This window comes from Proteus sp. MB838 (genome assembly GCF_054767435.1).
Map to the genome: position 1 here is coordinate 80,427 of NZ_BAABMO010000001.1, position 20,351 is coordinate 100,777.

21 protein-coding genes are annotated in these 20,351 nt (G+C 41.0%); 10 read left to right on the plus strand and 11 right to left on the minus strand.

The features are described 5' to 3' along the window. The first annotated feature begins 12 nt into the window (after window positions 1-12). Together ACYUCW_RS00360 and ACYUCW_RS00365 are read left to right on the plus strand one after the other, a co-directional pair. Window positions 13-246, plus strand: a complete 234-nt coding sequence (locus ACYUCW_RS00360; RefSeq protein ID WP_004246761.1) for a FeoC-like transcriptional regulator — start codon at window positions 13-15, stop codon at window positions 244-246. Between the two features lie 217 nt (window positions 247-463). Next, window positions 464-910: an OsmC family protein gene (locus ACYUCW_RS00365; RefSeq protein WP_004246759.1), complete on the plus strand. Its 447-nt coding sequence runs from the start codon at window positions 464-466 to the stop codon at window positions 908-910. Window positions 911-935: 25 nt separating this feature from the next. Here ACYUCW_RS00365 and bioH read toward each other — a convergent pair whose 3' ends face one another. Continuing rightward, window positions 936-1,721, minus strand: a complete 786-nt coding sequence (bioH, locus tag ACYUCW_RS00370) for a pimeloyl-ACP methyl ester esterase BioH (protein ID WP_460408031.1) — start codon at window positions 1,719-1,721, stop codon at window positions 936-938. Window positions 1,722-1,760: 39 nt separating this feature from the next. On the opposite strand from bioH, the gene ACYUCW_RS00375 reads away from it, so the two are divergent. The 6 genes from ACYUCW_RS00375 to glpD all read left to right on the plus strand — a co-directional run bounded on the left by ACYUCW_RS00375 (window position 1,761) and on the right by glpD (window position 7,045). Then, window positions 1,761-2,453 carry a DNA utilization protein GntX gene (locus ACYUCW_RS00375; RefSeq protein WP_239506406.1) on the plus strand — a complete coding sequence of 231 codons (693 nt, stop codon included), beginning with the start codon at window positions 1,761-1,763 and terminating at the stop codon, window positions 2,451-2,453. Window positions 2,454-2,513: 60 nt separating this feature from the next. Further along, the gene (gene nfuA, locus ACYUCW_RS00380) at window positions 2,514-3,092 is read left to right on the plus strand and encodes a Fe-S biogenesis protein NfuA (RefSeq protein ID WP_004246756.1); all 579 of its coding nucleotides are present in this window, start codon (window positions 2,514-2,516) and stop codon (window positions 3,090-3,092) included. 180 nt (window positions 3,093-3,272) lie between these two features. Beyond that, complete coding sequence (gene glpE / locus ACYUCW_RS00385) at window positions 3,273-3,599, plus strand: thiosulfate sulfurtransferase GlpE (protein WP_004249057.1); 327 nt, start codon at window positions 3,273-3,275, stop codon at window positions 3,597-3,599. A gap of 18 nt (window positions 3,600-3,617) precedes the next feature. Next, entirely contained in the window at window positions 3,618-4,457 is an 840-nt protein-coding gene (gene glpG / locus ACYUCW_RS00390; RefSeq protein WP_004246754.1) for a rhomboid family intramembrane serine protease GlpG, read from the plus strand. 38 nt (window positions 4,458-4,495) lie between these two features. Then, complete coding sequence (locus tag ACYUCW_RS00395; RefSeq protein WP_004246753.1) at window positions 4,496-5,254, plus strand: DeoR/GlpR family transcriptional regulator; 759 nt, start codon at window positions 4,496-4,498, stop codon at window positions 5,252-5,254. A gap of 297 nt (window positions 5,255-5,551) precedes the next feature. After that, on the plus strand, window positions 5,552-7,045 hold the full coding sequence (glpD, locus tag ACYUCW_RS00400; RefSeq protein ID WP_163748119.1) for a glycerol-3-phosphate dehydrogenase: 1,494 nt from the start codon (window positions 5,552-5,554) through the stop codon (window positions 7,043-7,045). A 133-nt stretch (window positions 7,046-7,178) separates the two neighbouring features. Here glpD and ACYUCW_RS00405 read toward each other — a convergent pair whose 3' ends face one another. Further along, window positions 7,179-7,535 carry a DUF488 domain-containing protein gene (locus ACYUCW_RS00405; RefSeq protein ID WP_004249056.1) on the minus strand — a complete coding sequence of 119 codons (357 nt, stop codon included), beginning with the start codon at window positions 7,533-7,535 and terminating at the stop codon, window positions 7,179-7,181. A gap of 287 nt (window positions 7,536-7,822) precedes the next feature. Here ACYUCW_RS00405 and metF point away from each other — a divergent pair, with 287 nt between their 5' ends. Next, complete coding sequence (gene metF / locus ACYUCW_RS00410; RefSeq protein ID WP_004246744.1) at window positions 7,823-8,722, plus strand: methylenetetrahydrofolate reductase; 900 nt, start codon at window positions 7,823-7,825, stop codon at window positions 8,720-8,722. Between the two features lie 48 nt (window positions 8,723-8,770). Here the strand turns inward: metF and ACYUCW_RS00415 are convergent, their stop codons facing one another. The 9 genes from ACYUCW_RS00415 to ACYUCW_RS00455 form a co-directional block, all read right to left on the minus strand. Next, window positions 8,771-9,361: a DUF4291 domain-containing protein gene (locus ACYUCW_RS00415; protein WP_004246743.1), complete on the minus strand. Its 591-nt coding sequence runs from the start codon at window positions 9,359-9,361 to the stop codon at window positions 8,771-8,773. Window positions 9,362-10,050: 689 nt separating this feature from the next. Next, window positions 10,051-11,055, minus strand: coding sequence for a LacI family DNA-binding transcriptional regulator (locus ACYUCW_RS00420; protein ID WP_004249055.1), 1,005 nt, complete (start codon window positions 11,053-11,055; stop codon window positions 10,051-10,053). A gap of 60 nt (window positions 11,056-11,115) precedes the next feature. Then, window positions 11,116-12,630: a tripartite tricarboxylate transporter permease gene (locus tag ACYUCW_RS00425; RefSeq protein ID WP_004246740.1), complete on the minus strand. Its 1,515-nt coding sequence runs from the start codon at window positions 12,628-12,630 to the stop codon at window positions 11,116-11,118. Window positions 12,631-12,649: 19 nt separating this feature from the next. After that, a complete protein-coding gene (locus ACYUCW_RS00430) occupies window positions 12,650-13,111 on the minus strand; it encodes a tripartite tricarboxylate transporter TctB family protein (RefSeq protein ID WP_004246739.1) in 462 nt (153 codons plus the stop codon). A gap of 57 nt (window positions 13,112-13,168) precedes the next feature. Further along, window positions 13,169-14,143 (minus strand): tripartite tricarboxylate transporter substrate binding protein, encoded by a 975-nt coding sequence (locus ACYUCW_RS00435; protein ID WP_460408036.1) that lies wholly within the window; start codon window positions 14,141-14,143, stop codon window positions 13,169-13,171. 20 nt (window positions 14,144-14,163) lie between these two features. Beyond that, window positions 14,164-15,216: a sialidase family protein gene (locus tag ACYUCW_RS00440; RefSeq protein WP_004246737.1), complete on the minus strand. Its 1,053-nt coding sequence runs from the start codon at window positions 15,214-15,216 to the stop codon at window positions 14,164-14,166. Window positions 15,217-15,238: 22 nt separating this feature from the next. After that, window positions 15,239-16,168 (minus strand): dihydrodipicolinate synthase family protein, encoded by a 930-nt coding sequence (locus ACYUCW_RS00445; protein WP_004249052.1) that lies wholly within the window; start codon window positions 16,166-16,168, stop codon window positions 15,239-15,241. 10 nt (window positions 16,169-16,178) lie between these two features. Beyond that, a complete protein-coding gene (locus tag ACYUCW_RS00450; protein WP_004249051.1) occupies window positions 16,179-17,825 on the minus strand; it encodes a signal transduction protein in 1,647 nt (548 codons plus the stop codon). 50 nt (window positions 17,826-17,875) lie between these two features. After that, complete coding sequence (locus tag ACYUCW_RS00455) at window positions 17,876-19,462, minus strand: FGGY-family carbohydrate kinase (RefSeq protein ID WP_017628631.1); 1,587 nt, start codon at window positions 19,460-19,462, stop codon at window positions 17,876-17,878. A gap of 436 nt (window positions 19,463-19,898) precedes the next feature. Here ACYUCW_RS00455 and ACYUCW_RS00460 point away from each other — a divergent pair, with 436 nt between their 5' ends. Continuing rightward, window positions 19,899-20,327: a hypothetical protein gene (locus ACYUCW_RS00460; protein ID WP_004249048.1), complete on the plus strand. Its 429-nt coding sequence runs from the start codon at window positions 19,899-19,901 to the stop codon at window positions 20,325-20,327. Window positions 20,328-20,351: the final 24 nt, after the last annotated feature.

The window sequence follows — 20,351 nt, forward strand, 5'->3', positions numbered from 1 at the left end:
AGGAAAAATAAGATGGCAAGTTTGATGCAAGTTCGTGATTGTGTCGCGCTTAACGGTCGGGCTGATGCTCGTCTTGTCAGCCATCAGCTTAATATGCCTGAACCTATGGTAAAAGCGATGTTAGAGCGGCTTACGTTAATGGGTAAATTACAAGAGGTCGATGTAGAAGAGTGCTTGGTGGGTAGCTGTAAAAGCTGCCCTGAAGCCACCGCATGTCAGACTAAAGTTTATCAATTACGCTCCTAACTCACTGTCTCTTTTAAACACATACCTTCCATATCCCCCTGCTATCTCACAGGGGGTTTTTCTGATAATCAAAATGAATTTTTTTCAACTTTTGCTGGTTATTCTTCATTTTACTTTTCCCACCACCTGCGCATAATCCAATCCTTAAATAGCCATAAAGACATCTAAATGTCCAAAATGAAATTATATACATTTACCTTAATTAGGATAATAAATTATGCCGATTACTGAATTCTCATCCATTATCTCTACGGGTACACAAGGTGGGTTGCAGATGCAATGTGCTTCTCGCCAATTTCAATTATTACTTGATGAGCCTATTTCATTGGGTGGAAACGACACCGCGATGACCCCCGTTGAAGCGCTACTTGGCACACTCGGTGCTTGTAAATGCATTGTTGCTAAGAGCTTCGCCCGCCTACACCATATTAATCTCCATAATATTCGTATTGAGGTAAAAGGCGAGCTAGATATCGATGGCTTTATGGGAAAGAATAAACAGGCTAAAATCGGCTTTAGTAAGATAACGACGCATTTCTATATCCAAGCAGATAATAGTAAAACAGAAATAGAAGCTTTTATCGCCTTTATTGAACGAACCTGCCCTATATTAGATACCATAACCAACCCACCAGAATGCGAAACGCTATATCATCTTGAATAGTCTATTAGCGTTATAACCTCTTCATTCATGCCAGAATTGATAAGGCCTCACACTGCTTTAACAAGGTTTCACTAAATTCATCCGGATGAGAAATAAAGGGAGCATGTGCGGCATGGCGAAAAATAACCGAAGGAGAGTCAGGATAATGAGCATCTAATAAAGCTGCGACTTTTCTTGGCACTAAACCATCTAAATAACCATAAAGCCGAATAAAAGGACAACATAAGGTAGTAAGCTGTTCTCGCAAATCTTCTGTACGTAAAATTTCCAGCCCGCCGTTTAATGTTTCAACGGAAGGCAAAGGTTGTGCCAACACGACCGCTTTCAAGGCCTTAGTATCTTCACGAGCACTTTGAGTACCGAGTGTTTGCAAGGCTAAAAAGCGCTCAACCGTTCGATGAAAGTTATCACTCAATTGCTGCTCGAAACCTTTTAACACGTCTGGCTTAATTCCTGGCCATATTTCATGAGCAGCAAAACAGGGGGAAGAGGCAACGGTAATTAACGCCCGTACATTATTAGGATTATCAAGTGCAATACGGCTTGCCACTAATCCCCCTAATGACCATCCTAGCCAAATGGCTTTTTTTTCAGGTGCCTGAGAAAAAACAATATCAACCATCTCTTTAAGTGTTAGCACAGGAAAACCTTGGCTTCTGCCGTATCCCGGCAAATCAACCAGATGCAGGGTAAAATGCGAGCTTAATCGCGTGATGATTGATTGCCAAACCTGAGCATTCAAGCCCCATCCGTGCAACAGCACAAGATGCGTTTTTCCTTCACCTAAAGTCTGCCAATACAATTTATTCATTGTTATGCTCTCTTCTCTTATTTTACAGGGATGTTCACTATGCTGATAACAATAGCAGGATATTGCTGGTTATGTCGTCAACCATTGCGTTATGGTAACCACAGCATTTGTTCAAGTTGTATTCGTCATCTGCCACAACAAAATAATCGTTGTCCGGGATGTTTGTATCCCTCTACCCACTCAATGATATTGTGTGGACGGTGTTTGCGATCACCACCTCGCTGGAAACAGATGTTGACAGTCACTGACTATCGCCCACCGCTTAATAAATTATTACACCTTTATAAATATCATCCTCGCCCTCAGATAGCATTATGTCTTGCGAAACTTTTTTTATTACGGTGGCTTGCTCATCGTCGCGAGAATTTAGTTCGCAAGCCAGAGCAAATTATTAGCGTACCGCTACATCGACATCGTCGTTGGCGTAGAGGCTTCGACCAAGTTGAGGCTATCGCTAAACCTTTGGCAAGATGGTTAAATTGTCCTTATCACCCTAATACCTTGATAAGAACTCGTGCTACACTGGCACAAACACATCTTAATGCCAAACAAAGGCAACAAAATTTAGATAATGCCTTTATCGTAAATCGCACAGTGTCAGTGGCAGGCAAGGATCTGGCACTGATTGATGATGTTATCACCACAAGCGCGACGCTCAATGCTATTGCACCTTTGCTATTTCGTGCTGGAGCACGCTCTGTTGAGGTATGGGCTATTTGCCGAACCTTGTAGTTAACCGTCAATTGGGCGTATGATAACCAACCAGAACAGTCAACTATTGAGCAAGACGATATGATTACTATTACTGATGCCGCACAGGCACACTTCGCCAAACTATTGGCTAATCAAGAACCCAATACTCAAATCCGTGTTTTTGTCATTAACCCAGGAACACCTAACGCTGAGTGTGGCGTTTCTTACTGTCCACCCGATGCAGTAGAGCCGAACGACACAGAAATTAAATTTGAAAAACTTTCTGCTTATGTTGATGACATCAGTGCACCTTTCTTAGAAGATGCAGAAATTGACTTTGTCACAGACCAATTAGGCTCACAATTAACATTAAAAGCACCTAATGCAAAAATGCGTAAAGTGGCTGACGATGCGCCTTTAATTGAACGTGTTGAATATGTACTGCAATCACAAATCAACCCACAGTTAGCGAGTCACGGTGGCCGCGTAAGCTTGATGGAAATCACTGAAGATGGCTATGCTATCTTACAATTCGGTGGTGGTTGTAATGGCTGCTCCATGATTGATGTCACTTTAAAAGATGGTATCGAAAAAGAGCTACTTAACCTGTTCCCAGAAGAGTTAAAAGGCGTGAAAGATTTAACCGAACACCAACGTGGTGATCACTCCTACTACTGATCCTCTATTACAAATCCCCTTTGATATTCACCTGCACAGATATCCTAGGGGATTTGTGTATATGCCATTATCATTTACAAAAGGTAACGCCATCTTTACTGATTTGACGTTATTATAGTGATATCGTTCTCTCGCTCAGAACATAACAATGTAATTAACAATATAATAAATAAGACAATTATGGATAGTTTTCAATTTCTTAGTGTTGAACAAGCCTATCAATTTTGGGTATCTCAATCGGCTATTTTAGTTGATGTAAGAGATCCGCAAAGTTATCGTCTTGGTCATGCCACTGGCGCTTTTCATTTAACAAATGATACGCTTAACCAATTTCTACAAGATGCGGATTTTGATGTTCCTGTGATGGTGATGTGTTATCACGGTCATAGTAGCCAAGGCGCAGCACAATATCTGGTCAATATGGGCTTTGAAACCGTATATAGTATTAATGGCGGTTTTGAAGCATGGCTAAGAGAGTTTCCTCAAGCGATAACTTCTCTGCAATAATTACAGATGAGTTTCTCAATGATCCACATTATCACACTATCTAACCCGCAACTTGCTGATATGTTCGTCAATTATATGGCGACAAAAGGTGTTCGGATCCACGCAAAAACAGAAAATCAACAAGTCAGCCTTTGGTTGGAAAACGAACAACAACTCAATCAGGTTGAAAGTGAGCTAAAAACCTTTCTTCGTGAACCTTTTCACCCTCGTTACCAAGCGGCAAGTTGGCAAACAGGTACGCCTCAACGTACGGGTCTACAATATCGCCCAGCTTTTTCAATCAAAAGCATGGTGCAACAATCAGGCCCTTTAACGGTTTTGACCATTATTTTATGTGTGCTCGTCTTTATCTGGCAGCAAATAGTGGGCGATTACAATGTCATGTTACATCTTGCATGGCCATACGATGCTAGTCTCGATTTTGAACTATGGCGTTATATCACCCCAGCATTTGTTCACTTTTCGCTCATGCATATCGCCTTTAATTTAGCGATGTGGTGGTATTTAGCCAGCCAAACAGAAAAACAACTGGGTACAGGCAAATTATTTGTCATTATGCTCATTTCTGCGCTATTTAGTAATTGGGCACAATCACTGTTTGCAGAATCCAACTTTGGTGGACTTTCTGGTGTTGTTTACGCGCTAATTAGCTATGTTGGCTTAACAGGTTTGCGGGCTCCAGAAAAAGGGATCGGTGTTCCTACCGGCTTAATTGTTTTTTCCATATTGTGGATAATCGCGGGTTATATGGGCGTTTTAGGTGATTCTATCGGAAATGCTGCACATTTTGCCGGCTTCCTTATCGGCTTATTGATGGCTTTGTGGGATAATCGACATCAATTATCTCGTCAATCATAATAAAATTAACATGATATTTTTAACTTTAGGGGACACCTGTGAAGCAAACACAACGGCATGATGCCATCATCGAACTGGTACGCTTACAAGGCTATGTCAGCACCGAAGAATTGGTGGAACATTTTGAGGTCAGCCCACAGACTATCCGACGTGATTTAAATGAATTAGCGGAAAAGAACAAAATCCAACGTCATCATGGAGGCGCTGCATTACCATCTAGCTCTGTGAATGCCGCTTACCACGACCGTAAGATCATGTGGTCTGATGAAAAATCACGTATTGCCCAACGTGTTGCTAGCTTAATTCCTGATGGTGCAACACTATTTATTGATATTGGTACTACCCCTGAAGCCGTAGCCCATGCACTGATTAACCATAAAAATCTGCGTATCGTCACTAATAATCTGAATGTCGCCACTTTATTGATGGATAAAGAAGACTTTCGCTTGATCTTAGCGGGTGGCGAAGTGCGTACCCGTGATGGTGGTATTGTCGGTGAAGCCACCCTGGATTTTATCTCTCAATTCCGCCTTGATTACGGCATCTTAGGGATAAGTGGTATTGATATGGACGGATCTTTGTTGGAATTTGACTACCATGAAGTCCGCACTAAACGTGCCATAATCGAAAATTCTCGTTGTGTTATGCTAGTGACCGACCACTCTAAATTTGGCCGTAACGCGATGGTCAATCTTGGTAATATGAATCTGATTGATTACCTTTTCACCGACCAAGAGCCACCATCTGGCATTCAAAAAATTATTGAACAACATAACGTTCAGCTTGAGCTTTGCTAGGATAACCCTCTATTAAAAAGTACCTTTCGGGGTACTTTTTCCTAAAATTTTCCGCTTTTTTTACCTATTTATTCTTTTGTCAAACCCCATTCCCTTTCCTATTCTTATCAATAACATCATTTGTTCTTTTCAGTTAATAAGCACACTAAATGTAGGGATATGATAATAAATTGTTATTTATATCACGCAGTAATGTTTTTTATCGGTTATATAGTTGGCATTTCCAACAAAATTCATTACAATTATGAGCGAAAACGAACATTAAAGAATTGTTTCGCGCATTCTTAGGAGGATGTTATGGAAACTAAAGACTTGATTGTCATCGGCGGCGGAATAAACGGCGCTGGAATTGCGGCGGATGCAGCAGGCCGAGGCCTTTCAGTATTAATGCTGGAAGCTCAAGACTTAGCCAGTGCAACATCTTCTGCTAGCTCAAAATTAATTCATGGTGGCTTACGCTATTTAGAGCATTACGAATTCCGTTTAGTCAGTGAAGCATTGGCTGAACGTGAAGTTTTATTGCGTTTGGCACCTCATATCGCATTTCCGATGCGTTTCCGTTTACCGCATCAACCTCATCTACGCCCAGCATGGATGATCCGCATTGGTTTATTCCTCTATGATCACCTAGGCAAACGTGTCAGTTTACCGGGCAGTAAAAGTATTAAATTCGGGGCAAACTCTGTCTTAAAACCTGAATTAACTCGTGGTTTTGAATATTCCGACTGTTGGGTAGATGATGCTCGTTTAGTAGTATTAAATGCGCAAGAGATCGTTCGTCGTGGCGGTGAAGTTCGTACTCGTACCAAAGTGACGCGCGCTTGGCGTGAAAACGATTTATGGATGGTGGAAGCACAAGATTTACGCACCGGTGAAACTTCTCGCTATCAAGCAAAAGCATTAGTGAATGCAGCCGGTCCTTGGGTTAAAACATTATTCGATGAAGGGTTAAAATTAAAATCACCTTATGGTATTCGCTTAATCAAAGGTAGCCATATTGTGATCCCACGTGCTCACGATGAACCCCAAGCCTATATCTTACAAAATGAAGATAACCGCATTGTATTCGTGATCCCTTGGATGGATGAGTTCTCTATTATTGGTACCACTGATGTTGAATACAAAGGTGATCCAAAAGATGTGGCTATTGATAACAATGAAGTTGAGTACTTATTAAAAGTCTATAACGACCACTTTAAGAAACAACTGACCAAAGACGATATCGTCTGGAATTATTCAGGGGTGCGTCCATTATGTGATGACGAATCCGATTCGCCACAAGCTATCACTCGTGACTATACCTTAGATGTACATGATGATAATGGTAAAACACCACTACTCTCTGTGTTTGGTGGTAAATTAACGACTTATCGTAAACTCGGTGAACACGCGGTTGATAAGCTAAATGCTTATTTCCCTAATATGGGTCAAGCGTGGACAAAAGAGGGTCAATTACCGGGGGGGAACTTAGAAGGTTACGATCGTGATGGCTATTCACGTCTTATTCGCCAACGTCATCCTTGGTTACCAGAAGCATTAGCACTACGTTTTGCTCGCACTTATGGTAGCAATACTGAAGTGTTGCTAGAAGGAATTACTGATTTAGCCGGAATGGGCGAAAATTTCGGTCATAATCTTTACGAAGCTGAATTACGTTATTTAGTTAAACATGAGTGGGTGATTGATCTTGATGATGCTATTTGGCGTCGTACCAAACTTGGTATGTGGCTTAATGATGAACAAAAACAACGTATCACGCAATGGTTAGAGGCAAATACGCACACAGCATAATGCAGTAAAATATTCTCTGACTCTGTTCAATGTTCTTATTAGCAATTTTTGTGGCGCGATAATAGCGCCACTTTTTTTATTGCCGCATATGATGCTATTGACATTACACCTGACAAACCCATCGATAATTGCTTCAGCTGGTTTTGCACTGTTTTTGCAAAAATTCCATTAAAACCACAGCATTATTCTGTTTTTCATCTTTAGCGGAATACAGTAATACTAATGGTTTTTCTTTGGCTACCTTCAATAGTGGTTGCCAACTTTCCGGTATTGCTTCTAATTCTTTTATATAGCGAGCCGTAAATTGTGTGAAATCGCCATTTTCATGAAACCATTTTCTTAATTCAGTAGAAGGCGCGAGCGCTTTATTCCATTCATCATAATGAAAATCGCTCTTTTTCACCCCTCTAGGCCATAATCTATCCACTAATACACGATAACCTTCATGCTTACCGTCTTTATCATCATAGACACGTTTACAAGTGATCATTTCTACTCCCATTCAATCAATGAGTTAATTTTATTATAGAAGAAAATCTTCAAACGTATCCCTTCTGCGACTTTACGTTATTTAAGGTTGTCATCGTGCAACATGAAATTTTCTCCTCTTCCGATTGAATTATCCTCATTGAAACTAAGGTGAATAACTGTTGACTAAATAACCGAATTAAGAGAATCTACATCTAGACGTCTAAATGGTTAGATGGGTAAATAAGTAGCGATACTTAACGGAATAACAATAACAACATGTGACACAACGATTGATGAGGTATAGGTATGAGCTTTTATCACGCAAGCCAGCATGAAGCGCTTAATCAAAATCTTGCTGAATTAGATGGCCAGATCCAAGTTTCTTTTGAGTTTTTTCCTCCTCGCACACAAGAGATGGAAAATACACTCTGGCAATCACTGGCTCGTCTAAATACCTTAAAACCTAGCTTTGTTTCGGTCACTTATGGTGCAAATTCAGGTGAACGAGATAGAACACATGCCATTATTAAAGATATAAAAGAGCGTACAGGCCTTGAGGCGGCACCACATTTAACCTGCATTGATGCCTGTCGTGAAGAATTACAGCATATTGCCCAAGACTATTGGCAAAGTGGTATTCGTCATATTGTGGCGCTACGGGGAGATTTACCTGATAACAGCCAGAAGCCAGATATGTATGCCGTTGATCTGGTTCATTTACTAAAAGATGTAGGAGATTTTGATATTTCGGTTGCTGCTTATCCAGAAGTGCATCCCGAAGCTAAAAGCGCACAGGCTGATCTTATTAATTTAAAAAAGAAAGTGGATGCGGGCGCTAATCGAGCCATTACACAATTTTTCTTTGATGTAGAAAGTTACTTACGCTTTCGTGATCGCTGTGTTTCAACGGGTATTGATGTAGAAATTGTTCCAGGTATTTTACCTGTCACCAATTTTAAACAGTTAAAACGTTTTGCCGGATTAACCAATGTGAAGATCCCCGGTTGGATGCATAAAATGTTTGATGGCTTAGACAACGATCCAGAAACTCGCGCACTGGTTGGGGCTTCTATCGCTATTGATATGGTGAAAATTTTAAGCCGTGAGGGCGTGAAAGATTTCCATTTTTATACTCTTAACCGCTCTGAATTGACCTACGCCATTTGCCATACATTAGGTGTTCGCCCACAACTTGCGAAGGTTTAGTCTTATCACCCCGCCCATAGTCTATTGGCGGGGTTTTTCTAGGCGAGATTATTTTGCAAAATGATAAGGTTGCTCGATAGGAAGTAAGCTATATGCAGTATCTAGATCGCCATTAGTAATACAAGTATCTATTTTACGCACTTTATCAGTAATATCGGTAATATTAACAATCCACTCATTGCAATATTTTTCTACTGCTTGATTACGTAACCCTATTTGAATAGTGCGATAACTTAAGCGATTAAGATAAATATCTCGTTCAGGATCCCACTGAATACGAATATCACTGGTTTCTGTTGCTTCTTGCCATTCTTTGGCACTCACATAGTGGTCTGGATCGAAATGACTGACCACACCTTGTGTTAGCATCTGTTGAAAGCCTTCATGGGTAATATCAACAGCCAAAATAGACGCTTGATTGGGATCTTTGCGCCCCCACCCTGAGCGATACATCATCCAAAGAAAGGAGGGTTTTACCCAAGTCATACGGGTCATACTAAAAGGGGGAGAAACAAAAGTACCATTTGCGACTGCGCTCTGAGCGATAGTAGTAGAATAGGCTTGGTAAACACGGACAAAATCATCCGTATAGTATGCCCTTACTTGACACTCAGGACATCGGTCAACATCATCGTTCATCTTTCTTTAATATCCTTTTATATTAATAAAATGGAGCTATCTGCTTAAATTATGAGCCTCTAACCAGAGATAATCAAGAGCCCCTATTTTCATTAGGGATTTAATAGAATATGACACCGTGACAAGCCATACAAAAGAATGATCATAAAGCGCATAAATTAAAATGGCCATTATCGCTGCAATAATAAAAAATTTAATCTTGCAAAATATATCTTACACTACGTCCACCAGCGCCAAAGGTGCTCAATACATTGTACTGATTATCAAAACGACTCGATCACGAAATTTACATTAAGTTCTCTTTTATTTTCTGATCACTAGCGCTGACTAAATAATTATTTTCTCTTTCCTTCTTTCTTTATAGGAAGAAAGGTAAATATTAAGCAAATAATCACAAATGATACTAATAGTATTCGACCATAGAAATAGGGAAAAAACGAACAATCAAAACACTATAAAGGACAAAAAAAATAGCAATAATGCTTAATATTAAAGATTGTTTAAGGTCTTTTAAAAAAAAAGAAAATATTTTTTCATACATAGCCTACATTAAAGTCGCATATCTGATGATATAACATTCATCATATCAGAAGATAATGGATAGCCATTAACCACATATATCCCCCCAATGAGGCGAATAGAAAGCTTATTCTACTCACAAAGTGAGGCGAATAATCACGATATTTGACTCATGCTCCTGCAATTAGGCGTTTGATAAGTTGTGTTTTAATTAATGGAGGTGCTTTCACTACGTTACCTGCTATCTTAGCAGTCATGATTTCAAAGGCTTTTTCTACCAATAAGGTTTCATCTTGCTTCATTGACCAGACATTATTAGGTAAAAAACTTAACATAACGTGATCATCAAAAGTACCTATATTGATATGTGCGGGAATAACACCTTCTGTTTGGCGAATAGCACTTAATACGCCTTCTAAAATGGGCAGTGATGAGGCAATAAAATGACTGGGGATCTGCCGATGTTGTTCAAGATATTGCTTCATCATCTGTTCACCATCTTTGGTGGTGTTATGTTCTGCATAGGAAACGGTTACATGGCTTTCATCACCATAATGGGCTTTGATCGCCTGCACATAACCGCGCAAACGAGCTGCAATAGTAGGAAGAAGAGCATCACCGGCAAAAAAGTGGATTGGCGCATCTTGCTGTATCATCGCTTTCGTTAATTGTGCACCACTATCACAGTTATCAGACGCCACGCAAATTGCATTACTAACAGAAAAATCTCTATCTAAGAACACTAAAGGCTTTTGACGATGTTTAACGTGATGTTGCTGATTTTTTCGACTCGCTGAAACAATAAAAATCCCATCAACATTACGCTCATCCATAGACTTTACGAGCTTATTTTCATTTTTAATATCACCATAGGTACAACTTATCATCAGCTGGCAACCAATCTGGTGACAATGCATCTCTAACTTTTCCGCTAAAGCAGCAAAGAAGGGGTTGGACAGCCGAGGAATAACCAGACCATAGGTATCTGTTTTATTGAGTTTTAAGCTTCTTGCCGCATGGTTAACGGTATAACCAAAAACTTCGACATAATCAGCAATTTTTTTCTGGGTTTTTGCACTGATCCGATATTGATCACCTTTACCATTGAGTACTAATCGCACTGTGGTGATAGATAAATTCAGATCATTTGCAATTTGTTCAACTGTTTTTGCCATTAATGTTCCGTCATTGATATTGCCCTCATTTTGCTAACAATGAGGGCGGATTAACCTTTATTAAGCAGATTGACTACGCCATTTTTTCCACATTGATTTTAACCCAGGTCCGACAATAGGTAACAGCAGTGTTAATAGTGCAATAGCGAGGAATGTCGCAGTAATAGGTCGTGTATAGAGAATCGATAAATCCCCTTGAGACATCATTAAAGCACGGCGTAAGTTAGATTCTGCCATCGGCCCAAGGATAATACCTATCACCACCGGAGACATCGAAAAATCGAGCTTAATCATAATATAAGCCAGTAATCCTGCCCCCATCATCACAAAAACATCAATGATGCTATGGTTAACTGAATAAGCCCCCACACTACACAACACAAAGATAATGGGTACTAATACTCTTCTTGGTACATCCATCACACGTACAAACAGTTTCATACACAAGAAGCCTAAGATACCGAGAAAAATATTCGCCATCATTAAGCCGATAAAAATACTGTTCACTTCAACGGGATTATCCGTAAATAACTGTGGCCCTAGCGCTAATCCTTGCACCATAAAAGCTCCCATAATAATCGCCGTTGCGCCATCACCGGGAATACCTAAAGTCATTAGAGGTACCATGGTGCCACCCGTCACCGAGTTAGCCCCCGCTTCCGGTGCTGAAACCCCTTCGGGTGATCCTTTTCCAAATTCTTCAGGGTGTTTTGACCAACGTTTTGCTTCGTTATACGAGATAAAAGATGAAATATCTCCCCCAGTCCCAGGAATAGCACCAATAGCCGTTCCTATCGCTGATGAACGAAAATAGGTAGGTAAAACACGTTTAAAATCGAGCCACGTAGGTAATACACGATGAATACGGGCATTAATTTTCTCGCTTTTCTTCTGCTTGCGCTCACGATACTCTTCTTCAAAGCTAATCAAGCCTTGAGAAAATGCAAAGAGTCCCACGAGGATTGGAATAAACGAGACGCCCCCCATAAGATACACGGTATCAAACGTAAAACGTGGCCCTGCTGTCATAGGATCAAGCCCGATAGTGGCAATTGCAAGACCAATCGCGCCCCCCATTAATCCTTTCACAATCGATTGCGATGATACACTGGTAATAATACTTATGCCAAATACCGCAAGAGCAAAATATTCAGCAGCAGAGAATCCCGTCGCCACTTTTGCCAATTGAGGAGCAATAACAATTAAAGCGATAGTACTAAATACACCACCAAACATCGACCCCATGGTTGATAAGCCTAATGCTCGCCCTGCTTCACCTTTTTTAGCCATCGGATAGCCATCTAAGACGGTGGCTGCAGATGCAGGTGTACCCGGTGTACTAATTAATATTGCGGTAATGGAGCCACCATAAACAGCCCCACAATACATTCCCAATAATAATAAGATCCCCGTCATTCCTTGAAAGGAGTAAGTCAGTGGGAGTAACAGTGCAATGCCCATATTCACTGTTAAACCCGGTAATGCGCCGATAATAATCCCCGCGAAAACCCCTAACAGGATCATTGTTATCGTTTCTAAACTAAAAACGACCATTAAAGCATCTAAAATTTCCATACCAAGGCTCCTTTACCGCTTACTCAAAAAAGACAGAGGTTGGCAGAGGTGAATTAAAAATAATGTCAAAGAAAACATAAACCGCGGCTACAATCACAATCGGGATCACCACCATGGCAATAGGTTTCCTCTCATTCATCAACCACATAATGATTGGGATAAGAAGCAATGATGGAACAATAAAGCCAAATAGATATAAACCTGTTGCATATAGCAGCATAAAAATGCCTAAGCCATAAGCACGCTTAACTGCGGTCGAACTTAAATCTACGGACTGGTGTACATGTTTAATTTTATCAACCACGACACCTATCCATTGAAAAATCCCCAGTAAAATAAATAAGATGGCTAAACCGTAAGGCCAAAAACGCTCCCCAGGTACACCATATTCATCAAACATACTCATATCACGGGAGAGATAGATAATAAGTAGCCCAAAAGCTACTGAAATCGCACCGATGATTGTATTGATTTTAGTCATGTCGGGATCTCCCCGACCCTATCCGACTTGCGGATAGGGTGGTTTATTATAGAAAGGTTATTTTTTTAGGGTGGCTGAGATTAATTCAGCATACATCTCATGATCTTCTTTCATCATTTGATACGCATCGTCACCGACGATAAATACTGGCATAATACCTTGTTTTTTCAATGCTTCTTGATATTCTGGTTTTTGAACCACTTCTGAAAATGCCCCCACTAACTCATTTTTAACGTTATCAGGCACACCTGCTGTTGTAGCTAATACAGCCCATGCGCGCATTTTCACGTTGGTATCGAGATTTAAGGCTTCTTTAAAGGTTGGAACATCCGGAATAAGAGGGAAACGACGTTCATCCATCACACCGAGAACACGCAAAATACCCGCATCAACTTGTGATTTAACCGCACCGGGTGTGGTTAATACGCCATCGATATGATCGCCCACTAATGCCGCAATAGAGGGGCCTGTACCTTCATTATAAGGTATATGATTAAACTTAGTTCCCGTAGTACGTTCGATATTCACCCCCGCGAGGTGATAAATAGCTCCCATACCTGAGTTACCAATTTTTAATGTACCAGGGTTCGCTTTTGCTCCGGCAATAAATTCTTCCAATGTTTTATAAGGTGAATTAGCATTCACCACGAGCACAACCGGATCAGCAATCGTTGTCGCAATCGGGGTAAAGTCTTTATAGGTCACGGGTGACTTACCTTGATGTGGGAACATCGCTAATTCAACCGTCGTCATGACTAATTTAGTGCCATCAGGACGCGCATTTGCCACTTCAATTAACCCAGTTAAACCATTACCTGCGGGTTTATTAACCGGTACAAAGATACGCCCTGCTGGCATCACATCTTTAGCAAATTCAATGATAGTCCGTGCAGAAGTATCAGTACCTCCCCCCGGGTTTTTTGGGATAACCACATCAATATTTTTAGTAGGATACGTTAACTGTTGGGCTACAGCATTCCCCATGCCCAATGTCATCGTAAGCGCCAACGCTGCGAGTAGACTCTTTTTCATAAAACCCTTTCTCCACATTTTTATTGAGTAGCTATTAACTGCTGATAAACAATGTTTTTTCTGTTCCAAGTAAAAGTCACATGTAGGGTATTGTTTTCAGCAATAATAGCCGGATATGAAAATTCGCCTTCCCCATCGAGTAAATCGAATGGTTCAGACCAAGTACTGCCATTATCGGATGAAAGACTGACAGAGATAGGATAACGACGACTCCAGTTGCCTGAATTCGGGTTATATACCAATGCCAACAGACCATCTGCGAAGGAGACGACATCAATGCCGCTATTATTATTTGGTAAGGTTGTTGCATAAGCCGGACACCAACTGCGCCCATAATCCGTTGAATCGCTACGATAAATTTTACCGCGCGTACTGCGCATCATGGCATGCACATGTCCAGGCTGAGATCCCCATAGTGTTGGTTGTATCACGCCATCCCATTGAAAAACACGTTGTAGATCAGTCTCCCACAAGGCATCGTCCTTTAGCCCTTGCCAGATTTCATGCTCCGCTTGCCCTCCTTGATGATGGGCAATCGGAATATCCACTCGCTGCCAGTGTTGACCATTGTCGCTAGAAATATCGACAAACGCATCCCAGTATCGATCATCCTCCACCGATCCCGGTGCTAACCACTCGCCGTTTGACATCACTAATACTTTGTTTTTCACAGGACCTCTAGGTGTTACATCACCCGAAACCAATTCACTTGGTAAACTCCAGCTATTTCCGCCATCCTTCGAGATAACGTATTGGGTCGTCCAACTATGTACATCAGGACCCGTTTTATAAAACAGCCAGATATTACCTGTTGATGGGTCAACATGTAAAACTGGATTCCAGTGCGCAACACCTGGATTTTTAACCACAGGTTGAGCGGGTTGCCAATCATTTCCCTCTTTTATCGCCAACCAAATAGCGGTATTACCGCTACCTTCTTTATCGCCAGCAAAAAAAGCGGTTAATAAACGCTCAGAGTTAGGCACACGCACAATCGTTGAAGCATGGCAGTGATTAAAAAGTGAATGTGCATTATCCAGCACAAACTGGGTTTCCTTCATCACGAAAGGCATATTCCTACTCCTGTGTCCTAAATTAATTTAACGAAAGCCACTTCTTCATATTTTCACCCAATGCCGTCATGCTATTAACAGCAGAAGGGAAAAATGAGTTTTCAAACTGACTACTATTACGAGAGCGGCAAACCAGTGTCGCGAAATTGCCGATCAGGCGCTGATGATATTTAGCGCAGGCAGGATAATCCAGCGTTTCAGTCATCGCAGCTGTTGATAAATAATCAGCTAATAGCGCAGCTTGCTCTGGTTTATCCTGCCAATTTTCATACAGCCAGACATAAAGTTCGGGGTGGAAGTTAGCCATAACACCACTATATGCTTGGCATCCTGCTTGGAATGACGCTAATAAGGTTTGACTATTAGCATTGGCTAGATGCAAACGACTTCCTTTTGATAATGCTAAGCGACGTTCTATGAGAGGAAGAGAACAGCAAGTATCTTTAATAAAGGTAAAGCGATTACTTTGTGCGCACCATTCTACTATCTCTTCAGATAACAAGCGTTTGTAAGGATAAGGACATTCATAAATACCCAAATCAATCTCTTTAGGTACAGCATGGGTTAAGGATTGTAGTGTTTCCAGCGCCTTATCATCAGACTCACCCACTTGCGCTAAGCGATTACTGATCATAATAACGCCATCAACGCCGGTACTCGCCATTGCCTGCAATTGTTCTTTTTGCTGGCTTAAGGCCGTTGCCGTATGACCAGAAGCAACAACAGGTACTCTTCCATCCGCTTTTTCAACGATAAAGCGGGTGAGTGCTTGTGTTTCTTCATCACTCAAATAAAACATTTCGCTTGATTGACAGGCGGCAAATAACCCATGTACGCCCGCATCGATATACCAATCGACAAGGCGCTCTAATGACGCCCAATCAATCTCTCCTTTAGTATCAAAAGGAGTGAGCATCACAGGCCAAACACCAACGTATTTTTGCTGACTCATTATAAATTCCTTACAGTAAGTTAATGGCATCACCTGCCACTTTCACTTGAATACCTTGAGTCAGTGCTTGAGCAACAAAGGCTTGTAGCACAAACGCCAATTTATCGTCATCAACATAAGCCACTGTAATATGGTTACTTTGATGTCCCGCCATAAGATCATCACGAGTTACACCATCTAAAGTACAGTTGAGTAATGGCCATTCGTAGTTAGTGGCTCGACGGCGACGTTCAAACTCTGCCTCCGGTAATTCCACCGCCATACCTGTACCAATATGCATAATCACATCTGTACCTTGATAGTGTGCACGTGCCCATAACAAACGCCCTGCTTTACCTTGACCCGCTATAGTTGATCCCCCTTTAGGGAAAAACATAGGTGGCTGACGGTAACCTGTTGCGCCTTTGATCCCACCTTTAAGGTGTTCAAAAGGCACAGAGCCGGAAATTTCCATATCCCAGTAGAAGGTTCCCTGATACTCACTCCCCCAACGAATATCGTGTAATGTTGTTTCTGCAGGCAAGCCTAACGAGGTTAATAAACGCCATAACATCGTTTGTGGAATAGCTGTACCCATATCGACTTCGTTGATACAAGGGATCGGTGTGTTAGGGCTGATAATGTCGCCATTTTCATCCGGTAACGGGAAGCGTGCCGTTGACCCAATTGCACCTTCGGCAAAATCAGAGGCAGGACAACAATCTTTTAATCCTTGCTGATATTGCACGCCTACAGCGGTTAAGCCAAAGCGTTTAACGAAACGCGCCATTGCAATCATCATGGCACACTGCTCTTTCACCTGTTCACGAGTCAGTTCAGTTTTATCATCTGTACCAAACTTAAACGTCATGCCATTATTTTCGTACCATTGCACACACTCTTCTCTTAATGCATCAGGTACTTTTGCCATTTCGACCAATAATGCAGATTGAGAGAGTGATTCAATGGGCATACCAATATCGATCATTGCCTGTTGTGGGAAGACCCCATTAATCATTCCCATACAGAATGTATCGAACAAACCTATTATTTCTTTATTTTTAATTATATATTCGCCGACTTTTCGACCCACTTCGCCAGCTTCTGTCGCCATTACCCTGTGTGTTGGCGCAACTTCTTTAAGATAGCTAAGCTGATGATTTACATAACCATATTTCAACCATGTTGCTAAGCCATCAATAAAAAATGTATCGTCAAAATTTTCTGACCATAAGCGTGAATAATTTTTACCTAAACTGGTTAACGTCCCCGCTAAACACAACATGCCAACTAGCCCCGGCCATGTACCATCAAAATTAGCCAGCAACAGAATTGGCCCGCGATGATGCGCTAATGAAGAGGCAATATGGTGTGAGTATTGCCATGCGGTTAATAGCACAATAACGGGTGCATCAGGATCGATAGCCGCAAACATATCGCAACCTTCACGCTGACTACTGATAAAACCATGGCCTCGTGCTTCATCAATTTTATGTGCACGTTTCATGGTGTAACCTTGTGCTTTTAATGCAGCGGCTAGCTTATCTTCAAATTTTTTCTGCACAGGCCAGCATGTTACGTTTGCAGGCTCACGTAAGTCTGCGTTAGTGACCATCAGGATCTCATTAGCTTCTGCACTGATAACGTCCGGTAATTTTGGTAGATTTAAGTTCAACATAAGATATCCCTGGTAAGGTAAACTCGATTCATAATCGGAAAAATTTATGGTCAGCAATCTGCCATCATGTCGTTATAGCGCTGCTGATCTTGATACATCTGTAAATAAACTTGGTATTTCGCTTGATGGAAAGCAAAGGTGTCACTATCGGGTGTAATAACGCCGCCTTCTCGTACCATGGTATTTGCTGCTTGAGAAAAGTTATCAAAGGCTTTACATGCCACGGCACCTAATAAAGCAGCCCCTAGATTCACCGCATCTTCTTCTTGTGCTAAATGGATCTCACGACCTGTTGCATTGGCATATTCACGTAACCACAGTGGATTTTTGGTCGCCCCCCCACACATAACAAGGCGATTAATTTGGTGCCCTGCATCTTCAAGGGTGTCAATAATATGGCGAGTGCCATAGGCAATAGACTGCAGTGTCGCAAGATAATAACGAGCCAAGGCAACTCGACCACTTTCAAGGGTTAATCCGCTGACCATTCCCTTGGCGGCAGGATTAGCACGTGGAGAGCGATTGCCATGATGGTCAGCTAAAACATGAAATTGTGCTGTTGGATAAGGTTCATTTTCTTCCAATTCAGCGACGGCTTGGTTTAATAAGGTATAGTAACTAACACCTTTTTCTTTCGCTTCTTGTTCTAAGTCAGCCCATGACTCATGGCGGCGGATAGACCATTCAACGAGCGCACCGGCAGCACTTTGCCCCCCTTCGTTTAGCCATAACTCTGGTAACATTGCGCCAAAGTAAGGCCCCCACACACCGGGCACCATAATCGGGTATTGGCTGACAATCATATGGCAGTTAGATGTACCACTGATAATGGCCAAACTTCCCTCAGGTTGTGATGCGGTTAACGCCAACCCACCCGCATGAGCATCAATAATGCCACTAGCAACTATGACGCCAGTATGTAATCCAAAAGCCTCAGCCACAGAGGTAGTTAAACATCCGGCCGATTCACCTAAAGCCAAAATAGTTTGTGGTACTTTTTCTAATAATTCATCCAAACCAACATCAGCTAACAAGCTTTCACTAAAATGCCCTTGGTGTGCCAAATAGTTCCATTTACACGTTAATGTACAGATACTGGCAACATCAGCAGTGGTTGCTTTCCACACTAAAAAATCAGCTAAGTCAAAGAATCGCCAGACATGTTTATAACGCTCCGGATAGTGATTTTTTAACCATAGAATTTTAGGCAATTCCATTTCAATACTCACTTCGCCCCCGACATACCGCAAAACGGGATCGTTAGTCAGATTAATGGTCACTGTTTCTTGTACTGCCCGGTGATCCATCCACATAATAATATCCTGCTCAGGTTTATTACTGGGTGAAACCGAAAGTGCTTGCCCTTCTTTACCAACGGCCACTAAAGAGCAGGTGGCATCAAAACCAATAGACTTCACATGGAGAGGATCGATGGCCGATAATTTCACCGACTCTTTTACAGTGGTGCATACTTGTTGCCAAATATCAGCGGAAGATTGCTCGACAAAATCCGTTTTCGGGCGAAATTGTGCAATTGGACGCACTGAAAAGCCCAAACGCTTTCCAAAGCTATCAAATACTGCTGCACGGACACTGGCTGAGCCAACATCAACGCCAATAAAATATTGTTGTTCCATGCGAACCCTCATCATTTGCTAACGCTATGCTAATTTTTGCTACTTCGAGTTAGCAAGTTAATTCGAGCATGGAGAAAAAACAATCACAATAGGATTAGTTTGTGATGCAGATCTACATCAATAATTTAATACATTGATTTAGAAAGAAATTTATTTATTTCGCTTTGTTCACCATTTTAATAGCGAACTGAAACGATTATGTTCGTTATAAAACAAACGAACATTTAGCTATCAATGAGAATAAAAACCGTGGTTAACATATTAATATCACTATCAATATAGGATGTTATTAAAATATACCTAACTAATAGTAAAATTTATTTTTAAAAAGAGTAATATGTTAAAAACAACCATTTTTCTATTTTTATCATATTCAATCATTTTATTTTTAATAGACTAATCTTTAGTTATATATTCATTTTTGGAGTATTAAATTATGTTGAAAAATATTGCTATCAGTCTTTCTTTACTTCTTATCACTTCTTCGGCTTTTTCAGCCACACTGGCAGAAAGAGAATTACAACAGAAATTTGAAGAAAATATTCAATCCCGTGTTGTAGACTTAAATAAAAGCTGTGATGCTAATATAAAAGTTGCGTTTGATTGGTCGGCATTTACTGTTGAGGATCTAAAAACAACAGGTATTGATGGTTATTGCAGTGAAGGGTTAAAAGGTGTCATTAATACCTGTGAAAGCTCGAAAATAGCACAAGAAACCGTAAAAGAGAAAATACAGAATATTACCTGCTCTAAAGCGTCACCTCGTAGTATTGAACTTAAAGATGGGACACTGAATTTTGGTATTGATTTTAATGCTGCAAATGATGCCAACGCTATTCAAACGCATTTAATGAATAATCTCTAAATAGAGTAAATATAGCAAGCAATG

What these genes read in the sequence shown, in the direction of transcription:
- ACYUCW_RS00460 (WP_004249048.1), top strand. Translation starts at nt 19,899, where the DNA reads ATGTTGAAAAATATTGCTATCAGTCTTTCTTTACTTCTTATCACTTCT.
- metF (WP_004246744.1), top strand. Translation starts at nt 7,823, where the DNA reads ATGAGCTTTTATCACGCAAGCCAGCATGAAGCGCTTAATCAAAATCTT.
- ACYUCW_RS00360 (WP_004246761.1), top strand. Translation starts at nt 13, where the DNA reads ATGGCAAGTTTGATGCAAGTTCGTGATTGTGTCGCGCTTAACGGTCGG.
- bioH (WP_460408031.1), bottom strand. Translation starts at nt 1,721, where the DNA reads ATGAATAAATTGTATTGGCAGACTTTAGGTGAAGGAAAAACGCATCTT.
- ACYUCW_RS00405 (WP_004249056.1), bottom strand. Translation starts at nt 7,535, where the DNA reads ATGATCACTTGTAAACGTGTCTATGATGATAAAGACGGTAAGCATGAA.
- glpE (WP_004249057.1), top strand. Translation starts at nt 3,273, where the DNA reads ATGGATAGTTTTCAATTTCTTAGTGTTGAACAAGCCTATCAATTTTGG.
- ACYUCW_RS00455 (WP_017628631.1), bottom strand. Translation starts at nt 19,462, where the DNA reads ATGGAACAACAATATTTTATTGGCGTTGATGTTGGCTCAGCCAGTGTC.
- ACYUCW_RS00445 (WP_004249052.1), bottom strand. Translation starts at nt 16,168, where the DNA reads ATGAGTCAGCAAAAATACGTTGGTGTTTGGCCTGTGATGCTCACTCCT.
- ACYUCW_RS00430 (WP_004246739.1), bottom strand. Translation starts at nt 13,111, where the DNA reads ATGACTAAAATCAATACAATCATCGGTGCGATTTCAGTAGCTTTTGGG.
- ACYUCW_RS00440 (WP_004246737.1), bottom strand. Translation starts at nt 15,216, where the DNA reads ATGCCTTTCGTGATGAAGGAAACCCAGTTTGTGCTGGATAATGCACAT.
- ACYUCW_RS00365 (WP_004246759.1), top strand. Translation starts at nt 464, where the DNA reads ATGCCGATTACTGAATTCTCATCCATTATCTCTACGGGTACACAAGGT.
- ACYUCW_RS00420 (WP_004249055.1), bottom strand. Translation starts at nt 11,055, where the DNA reads ATGGCAAAAACAGTTGAACAAATTGCAAATGATCTGAATTTATCTATC.
- nfuA (WP_004246756.1), top strand. Translation starts at nt 2,514, where the DNA reads ATGATTACTATTACTGATGCCGCACAGGCACACTTCGCCAAACTATTG.
- glpD (WP_163748119.1), top strand. Translation starts at nt 5,552, where the DNA reads ATGGAAACTAAAGACTTGATTGTCATCGGCGGCGGAATAAACGGCGCT.
- ACYUCW_RS00435 (WP_460408036.1), bottom strand. Translation starts at nt 14,143, where the DNA reads ATGAAAAAGAGTCTACTCGCAGCGTTGGCGCTTACGATGACATTGGGC.
- glpG (WP_004246754.1), top strand. Translation starts at nt 3,618, where the DNA reads ATGATCCACATTATCACACTATCTAACCCGCAACTTGCTGATATGTTC.
- ACYUCW_RS00375 (WP_239506406.1), top strand. Translation starts at nt 1,761, where the DNA reads ATGCTGATAACAATAGCAGGATATTGCTGGTTATGTCGTCAACCATTG.
- ACYUCW_RS00425 (WP_004246740.1), bottom strand. Translation starts at nt 12,630, where the DNA reads ATGGAAATTTTAGATGCTTTAATGGTCGTTTTTAGTTTAGAAACGATA.
- ACYUCW_RS00415 (WP_004246743.1), bottom strand. Translation starts at nt 9,361, where the DNA reads ATGAACGATGATGTTGACCGATGTCCTGAGTGTCAAGTAAGGGCATAC.
- ACYUCW_RS00450 (WP_004249051.1), bottom strand. Translation starts at nt 17,825, where the DNA reads ATGTTGAACTTAAATCTACCAAAATTACCGGACGTTATCAGTGCAGAA.